The organism is Micromonospora sp. 050-3, assembly GCF_046549335.1.
Taxonomy (GTDB): Bacteria; Actinomycetota; Actinomycetes; order Mycobacteriales; family Micromonosporaceae; genus Micromonospora; species Micromonospora trifolii.
Genome location: NZ_JAJPVX010000001.1, coordinates 66453 through 85016, shown reverse-complemented (window position 1 = coordinate 85016; position 18564 = coordinate 66453). Strand labels below are relative to the sequence as shown.

Below are 18564 nucleotides of genomic sequence, written 5' to 3'. Positions count from 1 at the left end.
AGAGTGACGTGCGGGTAAGCGTGTCGGCTCAGATAACCGGGGCGACCGGGTTGGGCAGCGCGCCGCCGAAGCGTCGGTCCCGCTGGGCGTACAACTCACACGCGTACCAGAGGTGGCGGCGGTCGAAGTCGGGCCAGAGCGTGTCCAGGAAGACCAACTCGGCGTACGCGGTCTGCCAGAGCAGGAAGTTGGAGATCCGCTCCTCCCCGGAGGGGCGCAGGAACAGGTCCACCTCCGGGATCTCCGGGTGGTAGAGGTACTTCGCCACGGTCTTCTCGGTGACCTTCGCCGGGTCCAGCCGGCCGGCCGCCACGTCCCGCGCGATCGCGGCGGCGGCGTCACCGATCTCGGCCTGCCCGCCGTAGTTCACGCAGAACTGCAGGGTCAGCGTCGAGTTGTCGCGGGACATCTCCTCAGCGGTCTGCAACTCGGAGATGACGCTCTTCCACAGCCGTCCGGGCCGCCCCGACCACACCACCCGTACGCCCAGGTCGACCAGCTGGTCACGGCGACGACGGATCACGTCCCGGTTGAAGCCCATCAGGAACCGGACCTCGTCCGGCGAGCGTCGCCAGTTCTCGGTGGAGAACGCGTACGCCGACAGGTACGGGATGCCCATCTCGATGGCGCCCTCGATGGTGTCGAAGAGGCTGTGCTCCCCCGCCTCGTGCCCCTTGGTGCGGGGCAGCCCGCGATCCTTGGCCCAGCGGCCGTTGCCGTCCATCACCACCGCCACGTGCTTCGGCACCGCCTCGGTGGGCAACGCCGGGGGGCGGGCCCCGGACGGGTGTGGCACCGGCGGCGTGGGCTCGCGCCGGCCGGCCTTCTTCGATCGGATCACTCGGTCACTCCCTGTTCGCGCCGTCCGCCCCGGCCTCGACGTCACCGCGTGGCCGGAGCACCACGGCCCCGGTGCCCTCCGGCGGCGGGGCCGTGCCGGCCGCCGAGGAACCCCGGTCGACCAGCGGCAGCGAGCGTAGCGCGCGCTCCAGGTGCCACTGCAGGTGAGCCGCGACCAGCCCACTGCACTCCCGACGTACGGCGGCGTCGGTGGCGTCGGCGATAACCCAGTCGCCGGTGGTGAGCGCGGACATCAGATCGATGGTGGCCGGTGCGGGATGAGCCGCACCGGGTGGCCGACAATCCGGACAGACCGCGCCACCGGCCGGTACCGAGAACGCCCGGTGCCGCCCGGGCGTGCCGCAGACCGCGCAGGCGACCAGCGCCGGCGCCCAGCCGGCCAGGGACATCCCGCGCAGCAGGTACGCGTCGAGCACCAGGGTGGTGGCGTGCTCGCCCCGGGACAGCGCCTTCAGCGCGCCGATGGTGAGCTGGAACAGCCGCAGCGACGGCTCCCGTTCCACCGGGGTCAGCCGCTCGGCGGTCTCGGCGATCGCGCTGGCCGCCGTGTAGCGCGGATAGTCACCCAGGAACCGTTTGCCGTACAGCTCGATGCCCTCGACCTGGCTCACTGTGTGCAGGGAACTGCCGTGGTTGCCCTTCGGGTCACCGGCGAGTTGGAGGTCGACGTGGCCGAACGGCTCCAGCCGGGCACCGAACTTGCTGGTGGTGCGGCGGATCCCTCGCGCCACCGCCCGCAGCCGGCCGTGCCGGCGGGTGAGCAGGGTGATGATCCGGTCGGACTCGCCGAGCTTCTGCACACGCAGCACCACCGCGTCGTCGCGGTAGAGCTGTCGGCGATACCCGGCCATCGGGCCATTCTCCCTCGGGGTGTGAAATCAGGGTTGGTTCGGGGTGCAAGCGCGGATGAACCCCGATGCGGCCGACTCGTGCTCGGTCGTAGCGTGCTGGTCATGGCACTACAGCTGACCACCACCCTCCGCCGTCGTCGCGTCGCCGCTCCGGTCGCGCTAGGGCTCGCCACCACCCTCATCGTGCTCGCGGGGTGCGACAACCTGTCGTTCCGTCGGCTCGACTACGACAACACCGAGGCGGTCCGGATCACCACGGTCCGGCTCTCCGGGGGCTCGGGCGACGTGGTGATCCGCGGCACCGGCCCGGCGTCCGAGGTGCGGATCAAGCGGGTGGTGCGCTACCAGGGCGGTGAACCGGACAACGCCCGCTACGAGATCAAGGGCAGCGAGCTGGTGCTGAACACCAACTGCGGCTCGCGGTGCAGCATCTCCTACGAGGTGACGGTGCCGGAGGGCGTGGCGGTGCAGGGCGAGACCAGCTCCGGCAACGTCGAGCTGAGCCGGGTCGGCACCGTGGAGCTACAGGTGAGCTCGGGCGACGTGCGGATCTCCGGCGCGTCCGGCGCGGTCGGGGTGGAGGCCCGCTCCGGCAACATCGAGGTGAGCGAGGCCGCCGCGGCGGTACGGCTGCGCGCCTCGTCCGGAGACATCAGCGCACGCCGACTGGGCGGCGCGGTCGACGCCGAGGCCAGCTCCGGCAATGTCAACGTGGAGCTGGACAAGCCCGCCTCGGCCCGGGTCCACGCCTCCAGCGGTGATGTCACGCTGGTGGTGCCGCAGGGCAGCTACCGGGTCCGGTCCAGCGCCGACTCCGGCGACAAGACCGTCACCGTCGCCGACAACCCGGCGGCGTCCCTGGTGCTCGACGGTTCGGCCGACAGCGGCAACCTCACGATCAGCGAGCGTTGATCTCGACGCTGGCCGCCTCCCCGGTCGTCCGCTGCGCCGGCGGACTGCGCCGGGCCACCGGGGATCAGCTCGGGGCGGCGACGGGCGGCGACGTCCTCGACCCAGCCGACGGCCAGGGTGACCAGCCCGACCAGGGCGAAGACCAGCAGCACCCGGATGGCCAGGCCCACCGGGTCCTGGTGGGACCAGCCCACCACGTCGACCAGTGGAGTGAGCGCCACCACGAACGGCATGTGCCAGAGGTAGACGGTGAGCGCCCGCCGGTTGAGCACTGTCACCGCCCGGTCGGCCAGTCGGCTCCGGCTCAGCCAGGCCACCCCGGCGGGCGCCCGGCCCAGCACGATCAAGATGAACGCGGCCGACCAGAGGGCGTTGCCCAGGGGGTTGTCGTTCAGGTCGTACCCGCGTGGCCCGGGATGCCCGACGATCCAGGCGCCGCCGCCCACGGCGAGGGCGAGCGCCAACGGATACAGCAGCCGGCCGGAGAGTCGGCGCAGCATCCCGGCGTGGTGGGCGAAGCCGAGCAGCCACGCGCCGAAGTAGAGCCCGAACTCGCGCAGCACCGGCGGCGCCGGGTAGATCCCCACCTCGATCGACGCCAGCAGGAGGTACGGGGCGAGCAGGGTCAGTAGCGGGGCACGCCGGAACAGCCAGAACGCGACCGGCGAGGCGAGCACGAACCAGAGATAGTCGCGCAGGTACCAGATGATGCTCAACGCCAGCGCGCCCCAGTTGTTGGCCGGCGGGTCGGCGATCGGGAACAACCACAGCAGCACCCGTGGGCTCACCGACAGCCCGGTGAACAGCATGGCCGGCACGACGACCACCGCGAGCACCCACAGCGACGGCAGCAGCCGACGCAACCGACGCCCGACCGCCGCCGGTCCGGCGCGGGTCAGCGACGCGGCCATCAGCGAGCCCGCCAGCGCGAACATGACCGACATGGCGGGGAAGACGAGGGTGAGGGTCGCCCATCCGGTGACGTGGTAGACCACCACTCGAACGATGGCCAGGGCACGGAGGACGTCGAGGTACCTGTTGCGCATCAGCCTGCAACTCGGTCGGGGACGCGGGCACAACTTTCCTACCCTGCGTGGCGCCCGCACCAAACGACGGCTGCCTCAACCGAACGTGAACATCCCCAGCCGCCCGACCGAAGGCGATCGTGCCGCCGGTCGGGCACCGCCGACGAGGTGGGTCAGAAGCCCAGCTTGCGCAGTTGCCTCGGGTCGCGCTGCCAATCCTTCGCGACCCGCACGTGCAGGTCGAGGTAGACCCGACCGCCGAGCAGCTCCTCGATCTGCTTGCGGGCGTTGGTGCCGACCTCCTTGAGCCGACTCGCCTTGTGGCCGAGCACGATGGCCTTCTGGCTGGGCCGCTCCACGTACAGGTCGGCGTAGATCTTCATGACCTGACCCTCGGGGATCATCTCCTCCACCACCACGGCGATGGAGTGCGGCAGCTCGTCGCGGACCCCCTCCAGGGCGGCCTCGCGGATCAGCTCGGCGACCAGCACCTGCTCGGGATCGTCGGTGAGCATGTCGTCCGGGTAGAGCTGCGGCGACGGCGGCAGGTACTTGGTCATCACCTCGACGAGGGTGTCCACCTGGTGCCCGGACACCGCGCTCACCGGCACGATCTCGGCGAACTCCCCCATCTTGCTGACCGCCAGCAGCTGCTCCGCCAGGCGACGCTTGTCCACCAGGTCGGTCTTGGTGACCACCGCCAGCACTGTCGCCTTCAACTCGGCCAGCTCGCCGGTGATGAACCGGTCACCGCGCCCGACCGGCTCGTCCGCCGGGATGCACAGACCGATCACGTCGACCTCGGTCCAGGTGGACCGGACCAGGTCGTTGAGACGCTCGCCGAGCAGCGTACGGGGGCGGTGCAGGCCCGGCGTGTCGACGAGGACCAGCTGCGACTCCGGTCGGTGCAGCACCGCCCGGATGACGTGCCGGGTGGTCTGCGGCTTGTTCGAGGTGATGGCGATCTTGGTGCCGACGATGGCGTTGGTCAGCGTCGACTTGCCGGCGTTGGGACGACCGACGAAGCAGCCGAACCCGGCCCGGTACGGACGCGCCTCCGGATCCTGCACCGGGCTCACTGGGTCACCGTGCCGAGGACCGTGCCGTCCGGAGCAGCCACGTGGACCGGCGCGTCCGCCGCGAGGTCCCGTACCGCCGCGTGCCCGGCGCCGTCCAGCGTCGACGCCTCGGTCACCACCACCGCGGCCTCCAGCCGACTCGCCCCGGCCGCCACTGCCGAAGCGACAGCCAACTGCAACGCGGTGAGCGTCAGCGACGGCAGCGCGACACTGGCCGCCGCGTACGTCCGGCCGTCCTGGTCGCGGACCGCGGCGCCCTCCACGGCGCCGACCCGCGCGCGGGCTCCCCGGGCCAGGACGACGAGCTTGCCGTCCTCGGCGCTCAGTGCGCCCGACGCGGTGGGGGTGGGCCGGGCGGCAGGCGCGGCGGGTGTGTCAGGCATCGGCGGGTTGCCTCTCGTCGTCTCGATAGTTGTCCGTGTCGTCCCCGGGGCCGGCGTGCTCGCCGCGCCCCGCGCTGTCCTGCTCATCGCCCGGCTCCACCCGACTGACCAGGACGGTGTCGATCCGGTTGCGCCGGCCGGTGGTGCCCTCGGCGACCAGGCGGAGACCGGCGACCTCGGCCTCGGCACCCGGGATCGGCACCCGCCCCAGCGACTGGGCGAGCAGACCGCCGACCGTCTCCACCTCGTCGGTGGGCAGGTCGGTGTCGAACATCTCGCCGAGATTCTCCACCGGAAGGCGGGCGGTCACCCGCACCGAGGAGTCGGCCAGACGTTCGACGGGCGGGCGCTCGACATCGTACTCGTCGGTGATCTCGCCGACGATCTCCTCGAGGATGTCCTCGATGGTGACCAGACCGCCGGTGCCGCCGTACTCGTCGACCACGATGACCAGGTGGTTGCGGGCCGCCTGCATCTCGGACAGCAGGTCGTCGACCGGCTTGGACTCCGGTACGAAGGTCGCCGGGCGCATCAGCTCGGCCACCGGCAACTGCTCGGCCCTCGGGTCCCCGCCACGGGAGCGCCGGATCAGGTCCTTGAGGTAGAGCACCCCCAGCACGTCGTCGACGCTCTCGCCGATCACCGGGATGCGGGAGAAGCCGGAGCGCAGGAAGAGCGCCAGCGCCTGCTCGAGCGTCTTGCCCTCCTCGATCCACACCATCTCCGTACGCGGCACCATCACCTCGCGGGCGATGGTGTCGCCGAGCGCGAAGACGGAGTGGATCATCTGGCGTTCGCCGTGCTCGACCACGCCGCGCTGCTCGGCAAGGTCGACCAGCTCCCGCAGCTCCACCTGGGTGGCGAACGGACCTTCCCGGAAGCCGCGCCCCGGGGTGACCGCGTTGCCGATCAGGATCAGCAGCGACGCGAGCGGGTTGAGCGCCCGGCCCAGCCAGCGGACCAGCGGCGCCACCGCACGACCCACGGCGTAGGCGTGCTGCCGGCCGATGGTGCGCGGGGCGACGCCCACCACCACGAAGCTGACCACTGTCATCGCGCCGGCGGTCACCAGCGCGGCCCGCCAGCCGGCGCCGAAGCTGTCCACCGCCACGAGCGCCACCAGTGTGGTGGCGGTCAGCTCGGCGAGCAGCCGCAACAGCAGGAGCAGGTTGAGGTGCCGGACGACGTCGCCGGCGACGACCTGGAGGGTACGGGCGCCGCGCACGCCGTCGCGGGCCAGCTCGGCGGCTCGGGCCGGTGAGACCGCGGCGAGGGCCGCCTCGGTCATCGCGATCAGGCCGGCCAGCACCACCAGACCGGCCGCGAAGACGATCAGCTGAAAGTCGGGAAGGCCGGCGGTGGCGCCGGCCGCCAGTAACGGAGGAGTGGACATCACTGGGTGCGGGTCGACCGCCAGCTCGCCAGCAGCCGAGCCTGGAGTGCGAACATCTCCCGCTCCTCCTCCGGCTCGGCGTGGTCGTAGCCGAGCAGGTGCAGCACCCCGTGCACGGTGAGCAGGTGCAGCTCGTCGGCCGGCGCGTGCCCGGCGGTCGCGGCCTGCTTGGCCGCCACCTCCGGACAGAGCACGATGTCGCCGAGCAGGGCGGGCTCGCCGCCGGCCGGTGCGGACTCACCCGGGCCGTGGTCGACGCTGCCCTCGTCCATGGGGAAGGCGAGCACGTCGGTCGGGCCGTCGCCACCCATCCAGCGGTGGTTCAGCTCGGTCATGTAGTCGATGTCGACCAGCAGCACTGACAGCTCGGCGAGGGGATTGACCCCCATCTCGTCGAGGGCGTGCCGGGCGACGGCGAGCACGGCGTCGGTGTCGACGTCGACACCGGACTCGTTGGCGATCTCGATGGACAACTGCTTTCCTCTGCTTTAGCGGCGGCGGCCGGCCCGGCCGCCCTGGGCGGGTCGCCCAGGCACGGCGTGAACGCCCTGCGCCTGCTGGTTCTCCCGCTCGGCGTCCCAGCGGGCGTACGCGTCGACGATCTCCCCGACCAACTGGTGGCGGACCACGTCGGAGCTGGACAACTGGGAGAAGTGCACGTCATCGACGTTTTCCAGGATCTCCCGAACCACCCGCAGGCCGCTGCTCGTCCCGCCGGGAAGGTCCACCTGGGTGATGTCACCGGTCACGACGATCTTGGAGTTGAAGCCGAGTCGAGTGAGGAACATCTTCATCTGCTCGGGCGTCGTGTTCTGCGCCTCGTCCAGGATGATGAACGCGTCGTTGAGCGTCCGACCCCGCATGTAGGCGAGGGGGGCGACCTCGATCGTGCCGGCGGCCATCAGCTTCGGGATGGTCTCCGGGTCGAGCATGTCGTGCAGCGCGTCGTAGAGCGGGCGCAGGTACGGGTCGATCTTCTCGTTGAGCGTGCCGGGCAGGAAGCCCAGTCGCTCGCCCGCCTCGACCGCCGGCCGGGTGAGGATGATCCGGTTGACCTGCTTGGCCTGCAACGCCTGGACGGCCTTCGCCATCGCCAGGTAGGTCTTTCCGGTGCCGGCCGGGCCGATGCCGAAGACGATGGTGTGGGTGTCGATGGCGTCGACGTACTTCTTCTGCCCGAGTGTCTTGGGGCGGATGGTGCGCCCGCGCCGGGAGAGGATGTTGAGTGTCAGGACCTCGGCGGGCCGCTCGGCGCTGCCCTGCTCGAGCATGCCGACGGTACGCCGGACGGCGTCACTGGTCAGGGTCTCGCCTTTCTCGATGAGTTCGAGGAGCTCGCTGAAGACCCGCTCGGCGAGGGCGTTGTCCGCGGGGTCACCGGTGATGGTGATCTCGTTGCCGCGGACGTGCACGTCACTGGTGACCGAGCGTTCGACGAGTCTGAGGATCTCGTCGCCTGCGCCGAGCAGATTGACCATGATCTTCGGATCGGGCACGGTGATCCTGGTCTGCACCCGGGGCGGGCCGGGAGGTGGGGTGCCGGTCATAGGTTGGGCCGAAGGGCCCTGCGCCACCTGCTCTCGATCTCGGCGCCGGCCTGGTGGCCTGGCGTGCGGACGTTACACCCATCGTATCGGTTCAACGCGGGCCGCATCGCGCCCATTTCCGCTGGCCGCGATCAACTCCCGGCCCGGAAGTCGTACCGGTCGAAGGTCTCCTGATGGCGGGTGAACCGGTACGTCGCCCAGTGCATCCGGACCACCGCGCCGGCCTCGTCCCGGGTCAGCCGCAGCAGCTCACCGACCTCCCGACCGGAGACCACCCGGAACACGTCCGGCTGGTCCGGCAGCGGGGTGAAGATCGCCGGCGGACGTCCGGCCGGGTCACCGACCCCGCGCGCCCGCAGGGTGCCGCCGTGCCAGGAGAAGACGTACTCGGAGCCCTCGCCCCACCAGCGGCCGAGCGCACCCCGCAGGGCCTCCGGCGCGGGCGCACCGGGTCGCCAGGGCTCGATCTCGGCCGGGTCGTGCTCGACCGCCGCGGCGAGCAGCAGGTGCGGCAGATCGAACAGTTCGGTCGCCGTGCCGGACGAGCCGAGCACCGCAGCGCCCATCGCACCGGCCGTGCCGTCACCGCCGCGGCGGCCGTACACCCCGGCGAGGAAGCCGGGCATCGCCCCGTCGTGCCCCGCGTGCATCACCCGCTCCCCCTGCGGGATCAGGATCAGCCCGAGACCGAAGCCCGCCACCCAGAGCGTCTCGTCGGTGGTGGTCAGCGGCCAACGCATCTCGTCCAGGGTGGCCGGGGCGAGGACCGCGCCGGCCGGGTCCAGCGCCACCGGGTCGGCCAGGAACGCCGCCCACCGGGCCATGTCGGGCGCGGTGCTCCAGAGCTGGGCGGCCGGGCCGACCGCGCCGAAGTCGGTGGGCGGTTCCGGGTGCGCCTCGTCGGAGTACGCGTCGACCAGGAACCCGGTGGCCGCCGTCGGCCGTGGGGTCACAGTGGTGTCGGTCAGCTCCAGCGGCGTCAGGATCCGCTCGGTGAGCGCCTGCGCCCAACTGCCGCCCCGGAGCCGGGCGACGAGTTGCCCGAGTACGGCCACGCCCAGGTTGGAGTAGTGGAACCGCCGGCCGGTCGGCAGCACCCGCTCGGCCCGGTCCAGCTCGGCGACCAGTTGGTCGTTGTCCGGTGCGCGCAGGGTGTCCCACACATCGCCGAACGGCTCGCGTTGCAGGCCACCGGTGTGCGACAGCAACCGGCGTACGGTCAGCTCGCCGTGCGCCGGGAGGTCCAGGTGCCGGCCCACCGGGTCGTCCAGGTCCAGCAGCCCGTCGTCGCGGCACTGGAGGACCAGCACCGCGGTGAACGTCTTGGTGACCGAGCCGATCCGGAACTGGGTGCCCGGCCCCAGCGGGCTGTCGGTGCCGGTCTCGCCGACGGTGCGGCTCCAGAGCGGCCGGTCGGCCCGGTGCAGCGCCGCCGACACCGCCGGCACCCGGGCTTCGGCCTGCACCCGCCGGACCAACCGGTCCAGGTGCTCATTGCCGCGACTGTCGGGACCGCGCTCGCTCACGCCAGGTTCCGGGCGAGCATCGGGCCGAGCGGCGCACCACCGAGCAGGTGCGCGTGCACGTGGAACACCTCCTGCCCGCCGTACGCGCCGGTGTTGAACATCAGCCGGAAACCGTCGCCGAGCAGCCCTTCGTCCTCGGCCACGGCGGCGGACGTCGCCAGCACGTCGGCGGCCAGCGCCGGGTCACCCTGGGCGAGCGTGGCGACGTCGGCGTAGTGCTCCTTCGGAATGACCAGGACGTGCACCGGTGCCTTCGGGTCGATGTCGCGGAAGGCGAGGGTGGTGTCGGTCTCCCGGACCACTGTGGCCGGGATCTCCCCGGCGACGATGCGGCAGAACAGGCAGTCGGATCCCATCGGGGCAGTGTAAGGACTAACGGTCCGGGGTCGCTTCGGCGCAGCATGCGCCGCCGGCCCGTTCGCAGGGAACGTACGGCTGAGGCAGGATGGCCGGCATGACGGATCGGGCGGTACTCGTGACCGGGGCCTCGGGCGGGATCGGCCGGGCGGTGGCGAAGGCGTTCGCAGCCGGCGGCGACCGGGTGGCCATCCACCACCGCGACTCCGCCGACGCGGCCAAGGCACTGCGCGCGCAGCTGCCGGGCACCGGGCACGTGGTGGTCCGCGCCGACCTCACCGACCCGGACGCGGTCCGGGTCATGGTCGACCGGGCCGCCGAACAGCTCGGCGGGCTGGACGTGCTGGTCAACAACGCCGGGACGTACGGCGACCGCGACGACCCGCACCCGATCTTCGGCGCCTCGTACGAGGAGTGGCAGAAGCGCTGGCGGCAGGTGTTGGAGACCAACCTGACCGGCGCCGGCAACGTCACCTGGTGCGCCGCCCAGCACATGCGCGAACGCGGCGGGCGGATCGTCAACGTGTCGTCCCGTGGCGCGTTCCGCGGCGAGCCGGAGCAGCCGGCGTACGGCGCCAGCAAGGCGGGGCTGAACGCGCTGGGCCAGTCCCTCGCCGTGGCGCTCGCGCCGTACGGCATCACTGTCGCCACCGTCGCGCCGGGCTTCGTGGCGACCGACATGACCACCGAGCACCTGCGCGGCGAGCGGGGCGCGGCCATCCGGGCGCAGAGCCCGTTCGACCGGGTGGGCCAACCGGAGGAGATCGCGGCCGCCGTGCACTGGCTGGCCTCGCCGCAGGCCGAGTGGGCCTCCGGCACGATCGTCGACCTCAACGGCGCCTCCTACCTGCGCAGCTGACCCGACATCGCGAAGAGGTGGGCGCGCCTACCTGTAAATGAGAAACACCAAGAAAACCGCCGCAGCAACAACTGCGGCGATCGAGGCTGCAATCCGGAACCGTGATTTGTTCCGACGGGCCATCGCCCGCAGCTGCATCTCCTTTTCCAGCCTCGATCTCGCCGCTGCACGTTGCTGTTCACGACCAGTAATCTTGCTCCAGCGGTCATCGCGTTGCACCCGAGTCGGTGGCTCACGGTTGAGTTTGCTCCAGCGCAAACCAGAAGCGTCGGTGAAATACACTCCGATGCCCAGCGTTCCAGTTCTGGCGGCCCGCTCGACGTTAACTCCTGGCAACTGCAGGTAGGAGAAGCTGCCCTTGACCTCTCCCATGAGAACGTGGAGAGCGGAGGGATAGGTGCCGATCAACCGCTCGTCACGGAGAAGCATGACCCGCAGGTCGTAAAACGGCACGCCACTGTAATTGGCAATCGTGAAGCTTCGTAGCTCATCAGGATCCCGAGGCAGGTCGTCCAACACCGGAACGATCAGCCGCGCCTGAGCTGCCTCATTGTCGCGTTGTTCCTCTCGCCGCACCTGGATCTCATGGCGGAACAGCAGCCAGGTAGCCATTGCGGCAAGACCCGACAGCAGCAGGCCGACGACACTTCCCCACGCCTGCATCCAGTCGGTGATCTTCGGAGCCTCGGCAGCGAGCACCGCGCCAGGGTACGCGTGACCATCCACAATTGTTGATCGATTGTCAGCCATTGGACCGTCCCCCGCCGTGGCGCTCGCACGGCTGCGGCGGGCTCTCGTGCCGACCGCCGACAGATCACCCGGACGGGGAGGTGGTTGACGGTTCGCGGGCGGGTAAGTCCCACCGACATGGCCGACTCCGCGCTGCTGGACCTCACCGCCGACTACCGGGTGGCCGATGGCCACGACGACGACCCTGTCCTGCTCCGCCCCGACGGCACCCCCGTCGAGACCTGGCGCGAGGACTACCCGTACGACGAGCGACTGGACCGCGAGGAGTACGACCGCGACAAGCGGCTGCTCCAGATCGAGCTGCTGAAACTCCAGGACTGGATCAAGGAGTCCGGCGAGCGTTTGGTGATCATCTTCGAGGGCCGGGACGCGGCCGGCAAGGGCGGCACCATCAAACGCTTCATGGAGCACCTGAACCCGCGTGGCGCGTCGGTGGTGGCGCTCGCCAAGCCGGACGAGCGGGAAGCCGCCCAGTGGTACTTCCAGCGGTGGCTGGCCCACCTGCCGGCGGCCGGCGAGATCGTGCTGTTCGACCGCTCCTGGTACAACCGGGCCGGCGTGGAGCGGGTGATGGGCTTCTGTAGCCGCAAGGAGTACCTGGAGTTCCTGCGGCAGGCCCCGGAGCTGGAACGGATGCTGGTGCGCTCAGGTATCCGGCTGGTCAAGTTCTGGTTCTCCGTCTCCCAGAACGAGCAGCGCACCCGGTTCGCGATCCGTCAGGTCGACCCGGTCCGGCAGTGGAAGCTGTCCCCGATGGACATCGCCTCGCTCGACCGGTGGGACGAGTACACCGAGGCCAAGGAGGCGATGTTCTTCTGGACCGACACGGCCGACGCGCCGTGGACGGTGGTGAAGAGCAACGACAAGAAGCGGGCCCGGCTGGAGGCGATACGGCACGTGCTGCACCGCTTCGACTACACCGGCAAGGACCCCGAGGTGGTTGGCACACCGGACCCGCGGATCATCGGGCCGGCCGGGCTGGACCTACGGCCGGAGGAAGAGGTGGTGCCGGTGTTCCCCCGGCCCTGACCGAGCCAGCCGCCGACGGGTCACCAGCGGCCGAGGCGGGCGGCCAGCACGCTGAGGGCCGCCACCCCGGCGGTGGAGGTGCGCAGCACGGCCGGCCCGAGGCGTACGGGTCGCCCGCCGGCTTCGGCGAAGGCGGTCAGCTCGGCCGGCGCGATGCCACCCTCCGGGCCGACCACCAGGACGATCTCGCCGGTGGAGGGCAAATCGGCCGTGGTGAGCCGGTCCTCGGCCTCCTCGTGCAGCACGAACCCGGCGGCGGCACCGGCGATCCGACGGGCCACCGTGGCGGTGGACTCGTCCGGCGCACCGGCCACCACCGGCAGCCACGGCCGGCGGGCCTGCTTGGCCGCCTCCCGGGCGGTGGCCACCCACTTTTCCCGGGCGCGTACGCCCCGGTCGCCGCGCCACTGGGTCACCGAGCGCGAGGCCGCCCAGGGCACGATCTCGTCCACCCCGACCTCGGTCATCGCCTGCACGGCAAGTTCGCCCCGGTCGCCCTTGGCGATGCCCTGCACCGTCACCAACCGGGGTACTGGCGCGTCCGCGTACCCCCGGGAGGTGACGGTGACCTCCAGGCTGCCCCGGCCGACGGCCGTGACCACGGCGGCGGCCGTGCCGCCTCGGCCGTCGGCGAGCAGCAACTCCTCGCCGACGCGCAACCGCTGCACTGTGGCGGCGTGGTGCCCCTCCGGGCCGTCCAGGGTCAGCGCGTCGCCGGTGGGCAGCGCCTCGACCAGGAAGAGCGGTGCGGACACCTCAGGCGTGCCCGTTGAACGCGTCGCGCATCCGGGAGAAGAAGCCGCCCTGCTTGGATAACTCGGCGACCTCCTCACCACGGGTCTTGGCGAAGTCGCGCAGCATCTTCTCCTGGTCCGGGTCGAGCTTGGTCGGAGTCCGCACGTCCAGGTGCACGTAGAGGTCGCCTCGGCCGGTGCCGCGCAGGTGCGGCACGCCCCGGGCGCGCAGTCGCAGCGTGCTGGCCGGCTGGGTGCCGGCCTTGACGTCGACGGTCTCCTCGCTGTCCAGCGTCTTGATGGTCAGCCGGGTGCCCAGCGCCGCCGCCGTCATCGGCACTGTGACCCGGCAGTGCAGGTCGTCGCCCTTGCGGGAGTACACGTCGTGCGGGCGCTCGTGGATCTCCACGTAGAGGTCGCCGGCGGTGCCGCCGCCGGGGCCCACCTCGCCCTGCTGGGCCAGCCGGATCCGCATGCCGTCCTCGACGCCGGCCGGGATCTTGACGGTCAGCGAGCGGCGGGTCCGCACCCGGCCGTCGCCGGCGCAGGTGGGGCAGGGGTGCGGGATGGTGGTGCCGTAGCCCTGGCACACGGTGCACGGCCGGGCGGAGACCACCTGGCCGAGGAAGGTGCGCTGCACCGACTGCACCTCGCCCCGACCGCCGCACGCCTCGCAGGTCGCCAGGTGCGTGCCGGCGGCCGTGCCGGCACCGGAGCAGGTGGTGCAGAGGACAGCGGTGTCGACGGTGATCGGGGCCTCGACGCCGAACGCCGTCTCGTGCAGGTCGAGTTCGAGCCGCAGGATCGCGTCGGCGCCCGGGCGGGTACGCGGGCGTGGGCCACGGGCACCACCTCCGGCACCGCCGAAGAACGCGTCCATGATGTCCTGGAAACCGACGAACGGGCCGGCGCCTCCGGGGCCACCCGGGCCACCGGCGCCGCCACCACCCGGGGCGAGCGGGTCGCCGCCCAGGTCGACGATCTGCCGCTTCCGGTCATCCGAGAGGACCTCGTACGCGGCGTTGATGTCCTTGAACTTCTCCTGAGCCTCCGGGTCCGGATTGACGTCCGGGTGGAACTGGCGCGCCAGCTTGCGGTAGGCGCGCTTGATCTCGTCATCGGAGGCTTCCCGGCTCACACCGAGAATGCCGTAGTAGTCCCTGGCCACTGCGTTCCGTGTCCTCATGTTCGTCTCGCGTTGTGCCGGTCGGCGGCCGCAGCCGGCCGCATCGGCCCTGACCAATCAGTTCTGGGCCAGCAACTCGCCCACGTAGCGTGCCACGGCGCGCACCGTGGCGATGTTGCCGGGGTAGTCCATCCGGGTGGGCCCCAGCACCCCCAGGCCGCCCAGGATGGTGGTGCCCGGGCCGTACCCGGTGCTGACCACCGAGGCGGCGCGCAGGTTGTCGAACTCGTTCTCGTCGCCGATCAGCACACGGGTCGTGCTTGGCTCGGTCTCACCGATGAGCTTGAGCAGCACGACCTCCTCCTCCAGAGCTTCGAGGATCGGCCGCAGGGAGCCCTGGAAGTCGAGCAGGCCGCCCCGGGTGAGGTTCGCGGTGCCGGCGAGCGCGATCCGCTCCTCGTGCCGCTCGACGAGCGTCTCCAGCAGAACGGTGGCGAGCGTGGTCATTGTCGGACGCAGCCCGGTCGGCGCTTCCTCGACCAGCGCCTGCACCAGCGGTGGCGTCTCGGACAGCCGGGCGTTGGCGAGCTTCTCGTTGATCAGTCGGCGCAGGTCGGTGACGTCGTCGGCGGGCACCGGCCCGGGCAGCTCCACGAGTCGCTGCTCCACCCGCCCGGTGTCGGCGATCATGACGAGCATCAGCCGGGTGGTGGAGATCGGCACCAGCTCCAGGTGACGCACCGAGGAGCGGGCCAGGCTCGGGTACTGCACGACGGCGACCTGCCTGGTCAGCTGGGCGAGCAACCGCACTGTGCGGTGCACCACGTCGTCGAGGTCGACCGCGCCGACCAGGAAGCGCTCGATGGCCCGGCGCTCGGCCGGGCTGAGCGGCTTGACCCGGGACAACCTGTCGACGAAGAGGCGGTAGCCGCGGTCGGTGGGCACCCGGCCGGCACTGGTGTGCGGCTGCCGGATGTAGCCCTCCTCCTCCAGCACGGCCATGTCGTTGCGAACCGTGGCCGGGGAGACCCCGAGCTGGTGCCGCTCGACCAGCGCCTTGCTGCCGACCGGCTCCTGGGTGGAGACGTAGTCTTCGACGATGGCGCGGAGCACGGCGAGTTTCCGGTCGTCGAGACCCATCCTCCGCACCTCCTGTCGCACGTCGGCCGCCGGCGCTCCGGGCCGGCCGGGCCGTACTGGCACTCGACTGTAGCGAGTGCCAGTCTACGTCGGCGGACCCGCCGACGCGATGATCAACGGCCACCCGCCGGTGCGGCCCACGCCACGCTGTTGGGCCGATCGGCCCGCACTGCCAGGCGGTGTCGCTCTGGTGCGGCGTTGCCATGGGCCCCTACCGTGACATCCATGACTGAACCTCCTCGCCCTCCCGGGTCGGGCGACCCCGGCAACTACCCGCCGGAGCCCACCTCCCCAGGCCCGTTCCCGTCGGCCGAGCCGCCCACCGCACCACTGTCCGGGGCTCCCGGCCCGGCCGGCTATCCCCCGGCCGGTGGCTATCCTCCGCCCACCGGTGACCAACCGCCGTCAGGCGGCTACCCTCCGGCAGGCGGCTACCCCCCGCCCGGTGGCTACCCCCCGCCCGGTGGCTACCCGGCCGGTGGGGCCTACGGCGGCCCCGGTGGCGGCTACGCCAACAACGAGGACAAGACCTGGGCGCTGGTCGCGCACTTCGGCGGCGCCCTCGGCGCGCTGGTCAGCTTCGGTCCGCTGGGCTTCGTCGCCCCGCTGATCGCCTACCTGGCCCGCGGCCAGCAGTCGCCGACCGTCCGGGCGCACGCCCTCGCCGCCCTGAACTTCCAGATCCTCTGGTCGATCATCGCGTTCGTGCTGCTCTTCGTGAGCTGGTGCCTGCTCTTCCTGCCCAGCATCGCCGTCGTGGTGATCCAGATCCTGTTCGGGATCATCGCCGGCATGAAGGCCAACGAGGGCACCCCGTACCGCTACCCGATGACGGCCAACTTCATCAAGTGAACCGGGCCGGCCGCTCCCCCGGCCGGACTGGTTCACCGCTGCCGCGGTCCAGGGGCGGTGGGCCACTCAGGGCAGCAGGTCGCGGACGACAGCGTCGGCGAGCAGCCGCCCGCGCACTGTGAGCACCGCCCGGCCGGCGGCGTACTCGTCGGCGGCCAGCAGGCCGCCGGCGAGCGCCCGTTCGGCGCCGGCCCGGCCGGTGGCGTCGAGCACCGCCAGCGGGAGGCCGCTGGCCAGCCGCAGCCGGAGCATCACGTCCTCCATGTGGGCCTCGTCGACAGTGAGCACCTCTCGGGCCAGGCCGGGAGACGCGCCCGCGGCCAAGCGTTGGGCGTACGCCGAGGGGTGTTTCACGTTCCACCAGCGCACCCCACCGACGTGGCTGTGCGCCCCCGGCCCCAGCCCCCACCAGTCCGCGCCGGTCCAGTAGAGCAGGTTGTGCCGGCAGCGGGCCTCCTCGGTGCGGGCCCAGTTGGAGACCTCGTACCAGGAGAGCCCCGCCGCGTCGAGCGCGGCCTCCGCGGCCAGGTAGCGGTCCGCGGCCACGTCGTCACTGGGGTACGCCAGCTCGCCGCGCCGCATCCGGGCGGCGAGCCGGGTGCCGTCCTCGACGATCAAGGCGTACGCGCTGACGTGGTCCACTCCGGCGGCGACGACCTGCTCCAGCGAGGCGGCGAAGTCCTCGGCCCGCTCCCCGGGGGTGCCGTAGATCAGGTCCAGGTTGACGTGCTCGAACCCGGCGTCGCGCGCCTCCAGGGCGGCGGCGGTGGCCCGGCCGGCGCTGTGTTTGCGGTCCAGGATCGCCAGCACCCCCGGGGAGGCGGACTGCATGCCCAGCGAGATCCGGGTGTAGCCGGCGGCCCGCAGCAGCTTCAACGATTCCGGGGTGACCGACTCGGGGTTGGCCTCGGTGGTCACTTCGGCGTCGGCGGCCAGCCCCCAGGTGCTGTCGATGCCGTCGAGGATGCGGGCCAGGTCGTCGGCGGGGAGCAGGGTGGGCGTGCCGCCGCCGACGAAGACGGTGTCGACCCGGGGCGGCGGGGTGTCGCCGAGCACCCGGGCGGCGAGCGTCAGCTCGGCCAGGACGGTGTCGGCGTACCCCTCGCGGCTGGCGCCGCCGCCCAGCTCGGAGGCGGTGTAGGTGTTGAAGTCGCAGTAACCGCAGCGGCTGGCGCAGAACGGGACGTGCACGTACACGCCGAAGCCGCGCGCGCCGACCGCAGTGGTGGCGGTGGCGGGCAACGATCCGTCGACGGGGACGGTCTCACCATCTGGAAGGACGCCGGGCATGGCCACTAGTGTGCCCGGCATGACCTCTCCCGACGTCCTCGTGCGGGTCGCCACGGCCCGCGGGGTGACCACCCTCACCCTGGACAGCCCGCACAACCGCAACGCGCTCTCCACCGGCCTGATGACCCAACTGCTGGCCGGGCTGGCGGACGCGGTCGCCGACGAGGCGGTCCGAGTGATCGTGCTCGACCACACCGGCCCGGTCTTCTGCTCCGGCGCGGACCTGAAGGAGACCGCCGCGGCGTACGCCAGCGGCACGGTGCCGGCCGGGATGCTGGGTGACGTGCTCGCGGCGCTCTGGGAGTGCCCGAAGCCGGTGCTGGCCCGGGTCGGCGGGCCCGCGCGGGCCGGTGGGCTTGGCCTGATCGCCGCCGCCGACCTGGCGGTCTGCGCCGACGAGGCGACCTTCGCGTTCACCGAGGTACGCATCGGGGTGATCCCGGCGGTGATCTCGGCGACCGTGCTGCCCCGGCTGCACCCCCGCGCCGCCGCCGAGCTGTACCTGACCGGCGAGACCTTCGACGGTCGTCGCGCCGCCGAGATCGGCCTGGTGACTGCCTCGGTCCCGGCGGACGGGCTGGACGACGCGGTACGGGGCTACTGCGACTCGCTGGTGCGCGGCGCGCCCGGGGCGCTGGCCGGCGCGAAGGAGCTGCTGCGCCGACCGGGTACCGCCGAGTTGCGCGCCGACCTGGCCCGACTCTCCGCCGTCTCGACCGGCTACTTCCTGTCCGACGAGGGGCGCGAGGGCGTCATGGCGTTCCGCGAACGTCGACCGGCGCGCTGGGTGCCCGCCTTCGACGACTGACGGTCGGGGCGCCACCGGGAGCGGTGGCGCCCCAAGGCTGGG

19 protein-coding genes and 1 pseudogene are annotated in these 18564 nt (G+C 71.7%); 5 read left to right on the top strand and 15 right to left on the bottom strand.

All coding sequences use genetic code 11. The features are described from left to right. Positions 1 to 28: 28 nt before the first annotated feature. Together ACLJOK_RS00415 and recO are read right to left on the bottom strand one after the other, a co-directional pair. Positions 29 to 841 (bottom strand): isoprenyl transferase, encoded by an 813-nt coding sequence (locus tag ACLJOK_RS00415; RefSeq protein ID WP_091409745.1) that lies wholly within the window; start codon positions 839 to 841, stop codon positions 29 to 31. Between the two features lie 4 nt (positions 842 to 845). After that, positions 846 to 1712 (bottom strand): DNA repair protein RecO, encoded by an 867-nt coding sequence (recO, locus tag ACLJOK_RS00410; RefSeq protein ID WP_354946403.1) that lies wholly within the window; start codon positions 1710 to 1712, stop codon positions 846 to 848. 102 nt (positions 1713 to 1814) lie between these two features. Between recO and ACLJOK_RS00405 the strand changes: the two are divergent. After that, a pseudogene (locus ACLJOK_RS00405) lies at positions 1815 to 2489 on the top strand (DUF4097 family beta strand repeat-containing protein); the annotation flags it as partial. An 11-nt stretch (positions 2490 to 2500) separates the two neighbouring features. On the opposite strand, the gene ACLJOK_RS00400 reads toward ACLJOK_RS00405, so the two are convergent. From ACLJOK_RS00400 to ACLJOK_RS00365, 8 genes are all read right to left on the bottom strand, one after another. Beyond that, positions 2501 to 3670 (bottom strand): acyltransferase family protein, encoded by a 1170-nt coding sequence (locus ACLJOK_RS00400; RefSeq protein WP_410815410.1) that lies wholly within the window; start codon positions 3668 to 3670, stop codon positions 2501 to 2503. Between the two features lie 152 nt (positions 3671 to 3822). Continuing rightward, positions 3823 to 4719, bottom strand: coding sequence for a GTPase Era (gene era / locus ACLJOK_RS00395; protein WP_112677269.1), 897 nt, complete (start codon positions 4717 to 4719; stop codon positions 3823 to 3825). Positions 4720 to 4724: 5 nt separating this feature from the next. Next, positions 4725 to 5111, bottom strand: coding sequence for a cytidine deaminase (locus ACLJOK_RS00390; protein WP_112619633.1), 387 nt, complete (start codon positions 5109 to 5111; stop codon positions 4725 to 4727). Continuing rightward, a complete protein-coding gene (locus tag ACLJOK_RS00385; RefSeq protein ID WP_410819183.1) occupies positions 5104 to 6528 on the bottom strand; it encodes a hemolysin family protein in 1425 nt (474 codons plus the stop codon). Before ACLJOK_RS00385 ends, ACLJOK_RS00390 begins: the two co-directional genes overlap by 8 nt. Further along, the gene (gene ybeY / locus ACLJOK_RS00380) at positions 6504 to 6977 is read right to left on the bottom strand and encodes an rRNA maturation RNase YbeY (RefSeq protein ID WP_030491788.1); all 474 of its coding nucleotides are present in this window, start codon (positions 6975 to 6977) and stop codon (positions 6504 to 6506) included. The genes ACLJOK_RS00385 and ybeY overlap by 25 nt, the downstream gene beginning before the upstream one ends. A 15-nt stretch (positions 6978 to 6992) precedes the next feature. Continuing rightward, positions 6993 to 8051 (bottom strand): PhoH family protein, encoded by a 1059-nt coding sequence (locus ACLJOK_RS00375; RefSeq protein WP_393222717.1) that lies wholly within the window; start codon positions 8049 to 8051, stop codon positions 6993 to 6995. A 131-nt stretch (positions 8052 to 8182) separates the two neighbouring features. Beyond that, positions 8183 to 9577: a serine hydrolase domain-containing protein gene (locus ACLJOK_RS00370; protein WP_410815408.1), complete on the bottom strand. Its 1395-nt coding sequence runs from the start codon at positions 9575 to 9577 to the stop codon at positions 8183 to 8185. Next, on the bottom strand, positions 9574 to 9933 hold the full coding sequence (locus ACLJOK_RS00365) for a histidine triad nucleotide-binding protein (protein WP_124774517.1): 360 nt from the start codon (positions 9931 to 9933) through the stop codon (positions 9574 to 9576). Before ACLJOK_RS00365 ends, ACLJOK_RS00370 begins: the two co-directional genes overlap by 4 nt. Before the next feature lie 98 nt (positions 9934 to 10031). On the opposite strand from ACLJOK_RS00365, the gene ACLJOK_RS00360 reads away from it, so the two are divergent. Then, complete coding sequence (locus ACLJOK_RS00360; protein ID WP_410815406.1) at positions 10032 to 10793, top strand: SDR family NAD(P)-dependent oxidoreductase; 762 nt, start codon at positions 10032 to 10034, stop codon at positions 10791 to 10793. Positions 10794 to 10820: 27 nt separating this feature from the next. Here the strand turns inward: ACLJOK_RS00360 and ACLJOK_RS00355 are convergent, their stop codons facing one another. Then, complete coding sequence (locus ACLJOK_RS00355; RefSeq protein WP_410815405.1) at positions 10821 to 11492, bottom strand: hypothetical protein; 672 nt, start codon at positions 11490 to 11492, stop codon at positions 10821 to 10823. A 168-nt stretch (positions 11493 to 11660) separates the two neighbouring features. Between ACLJOK_RS00355 and ppk2 the strand changes: the two genes are divergently transcribed. Then, positions 11661 to 12572, top strand: a complete 912-nt coding sequence (gene ppk2, locus ACLJOK_RS00350; RefSeq protein WP_410815403.1) for a polyphosphate kinase 2 — start codon at positions 11661 to 11663, stop codon at positions 12570 to 12572. A 20-nt stretch (positions 12573 to 12592) separates the two neighbouring features. Here the strand turns inward: ppk2 and ACLJOK_RS00345 are convergent, their stop codons facing one another. The 3 genes from ACLJOK_RS00345 to hrcA form a co-directional block, all read right to left on the bottom strand. Beyond that, on the bottom strand, positions 12593 to 13327 hold the full coding sequence (locus ACLJOK_RS00345; protein WP_410815402.1) for a 16S rRNA (uracil(1498)-N(3))-methyltransferase: 735 nt from the start codon (positions 13325 to 13327) through the stop codon (positions 12593 to 12595). A 1-nt stretch (position 13328) separates the two neighbouring features. After that, positions 13329 to 14474: a molecular chaperone DnaJ gene (gene dnaJ, locus ACLJOK_RS00340; protein ID WP_181518639.1), complete on the bottom strand. Its 1146-nt coding sequence runs from the start codon at positions 14472 to 14474 to the stop codon at positions 13329 to 13331. 75 nt (positions 14475 to 14549) lie between these two features. Further along, positions 14550 to 15572 (bottom strand): heat-inducible transcriptional repressor HrcA, encoded by a 1023-nt coding sequence (gene hrcA, locus ACLJOK_RS00335; RefSeq protein WP_354946410.1) that lies wholly within the window; start codon positions 15570 to 15572, stop codon positions 14550 to 14552. 225 nt (positions 15573 to 15797) lie between these two features. Here hrcA and ACLJOK_RS00330 point away from each other — a divergent pair, with 225 nt between their 5' ends. After that, positions 15798 to 16424: a DUF4870 domain-containing protein gene (locus ACLJOK_RS00330; RefSeq protein WP_410815401.1), complete on the top strand. Its 627-nt coding sequence runs from the start codon at positions 15798 to 15800 to the stop codon at positions 16422 to 16424. Between the two features lie 66 nt (positions 16425 to 16490). On the opposite strand, the gene hemW is transcribed toward ACLJOK_RS00330, so the two are convergent. Then, the gene (gene hemW / locus ACLJOK_RS00325; protein WP_410819181.1) at positions 16491 to 17714 is read right to left on the bottom strand and encodes a radical SAM family heme chaperone HemW; all 1224 of its coding nucleotides are present in this window, start codon (positions 17712 to 17714) and stop codon (positions 16491 to 16493) included. A gap of 19 nt (positions 17715 to 17733) precedes the next feature. On the opposite strand from hemW, the gene ACLJOK_RS00320 reads away from it, so the two are divergent. Continuing rightward, entirely contained in the window at positions 17734 to 18522 is a 789-nt protein-coding gene (locus ACLJOK_RS00320) for an enoyl-CoA hydratase-related protein (protein WP_410815399.1), read from the top strand. Positions 18523 to 18564 lie beyond the last annotated feature (42 nt).

Coding starts and splice junctions, on each gene's coding strand:
- recO (WP_354946403.1), bottom strand. CDS start 1,712: ATGGCCGGGTATCGCCGACAGCTCTACCGCGACGACGCGGTGGTGCTG.
- ACLJOK_RS00400 (WP_410815410.1), bottom strand. CDS start 3,670: ATGCGCAACAGGTACCTCGACGTCCTCCGTGCCCTGGCCATCGTTCGA.
- ACLJOK_RS00390 (WP_112619633.1), bottom strand. CDS start 5,111: ATGCCTGACACACCCGCCGCGCCTGCCGCCCGGCCCACCCCCACCGCG.
- ACLJOK_RS00375 (WP_393222717.1), bottom strand. CDS start 8,051: ATGACCGGCACCCCACCTCCCGGCCCGCCCCGGGTGCAGACCAGGATC.
- ACLJOK_RS00365 (WP_124774517.1), bottom strand. CDS start 9,933: ATGGGATCCGACTGCCTGTTCTGCCGCATCGTCGCCGGGGAGATCCCG.
- ACLJOK_RS00360 (WP_410815406.1), top strand. CDS start 10,032: ATGACGGATCGGGCGGTACTCGTGACCGGGGCCTCGGGCGGGATCGGC.
- ppk2 (WP_410815403.1), top strand. CDS start 11,661: ATGGCCGACTCCGCGCTGCTGGACCTCACCGCCGACTACCGGGTGGCC.
- hrcA (WP_354946410.1), bottom strand. CDS start 15,572: ATGGGTCTCGACGACCGGAAACTCGCCGTGCTCCGCGCCATCGTCGAA.
- ACLJOK_RS00330 (WP_410815401.1), top strand. CDS start 15,798: ATGACTGAACCTCCTCGCCCTCCCGGGTCGGGCGACCCCGGCAACTAC.
- hemW (WP_410819181.1), bottom strand. CDS start 17,714: ATGCCCGGCGTCCTTCCAGATGGTGAGACCGTCCCCGTCGACGGATCG.
- ACLJOK_RS00320 (WP_410815399.1), top strand. CDS start 17,734: ATGACCTCTCCCGACGTCCTCGTGCGGGTCGCCACGGCCCGCGGGGTG.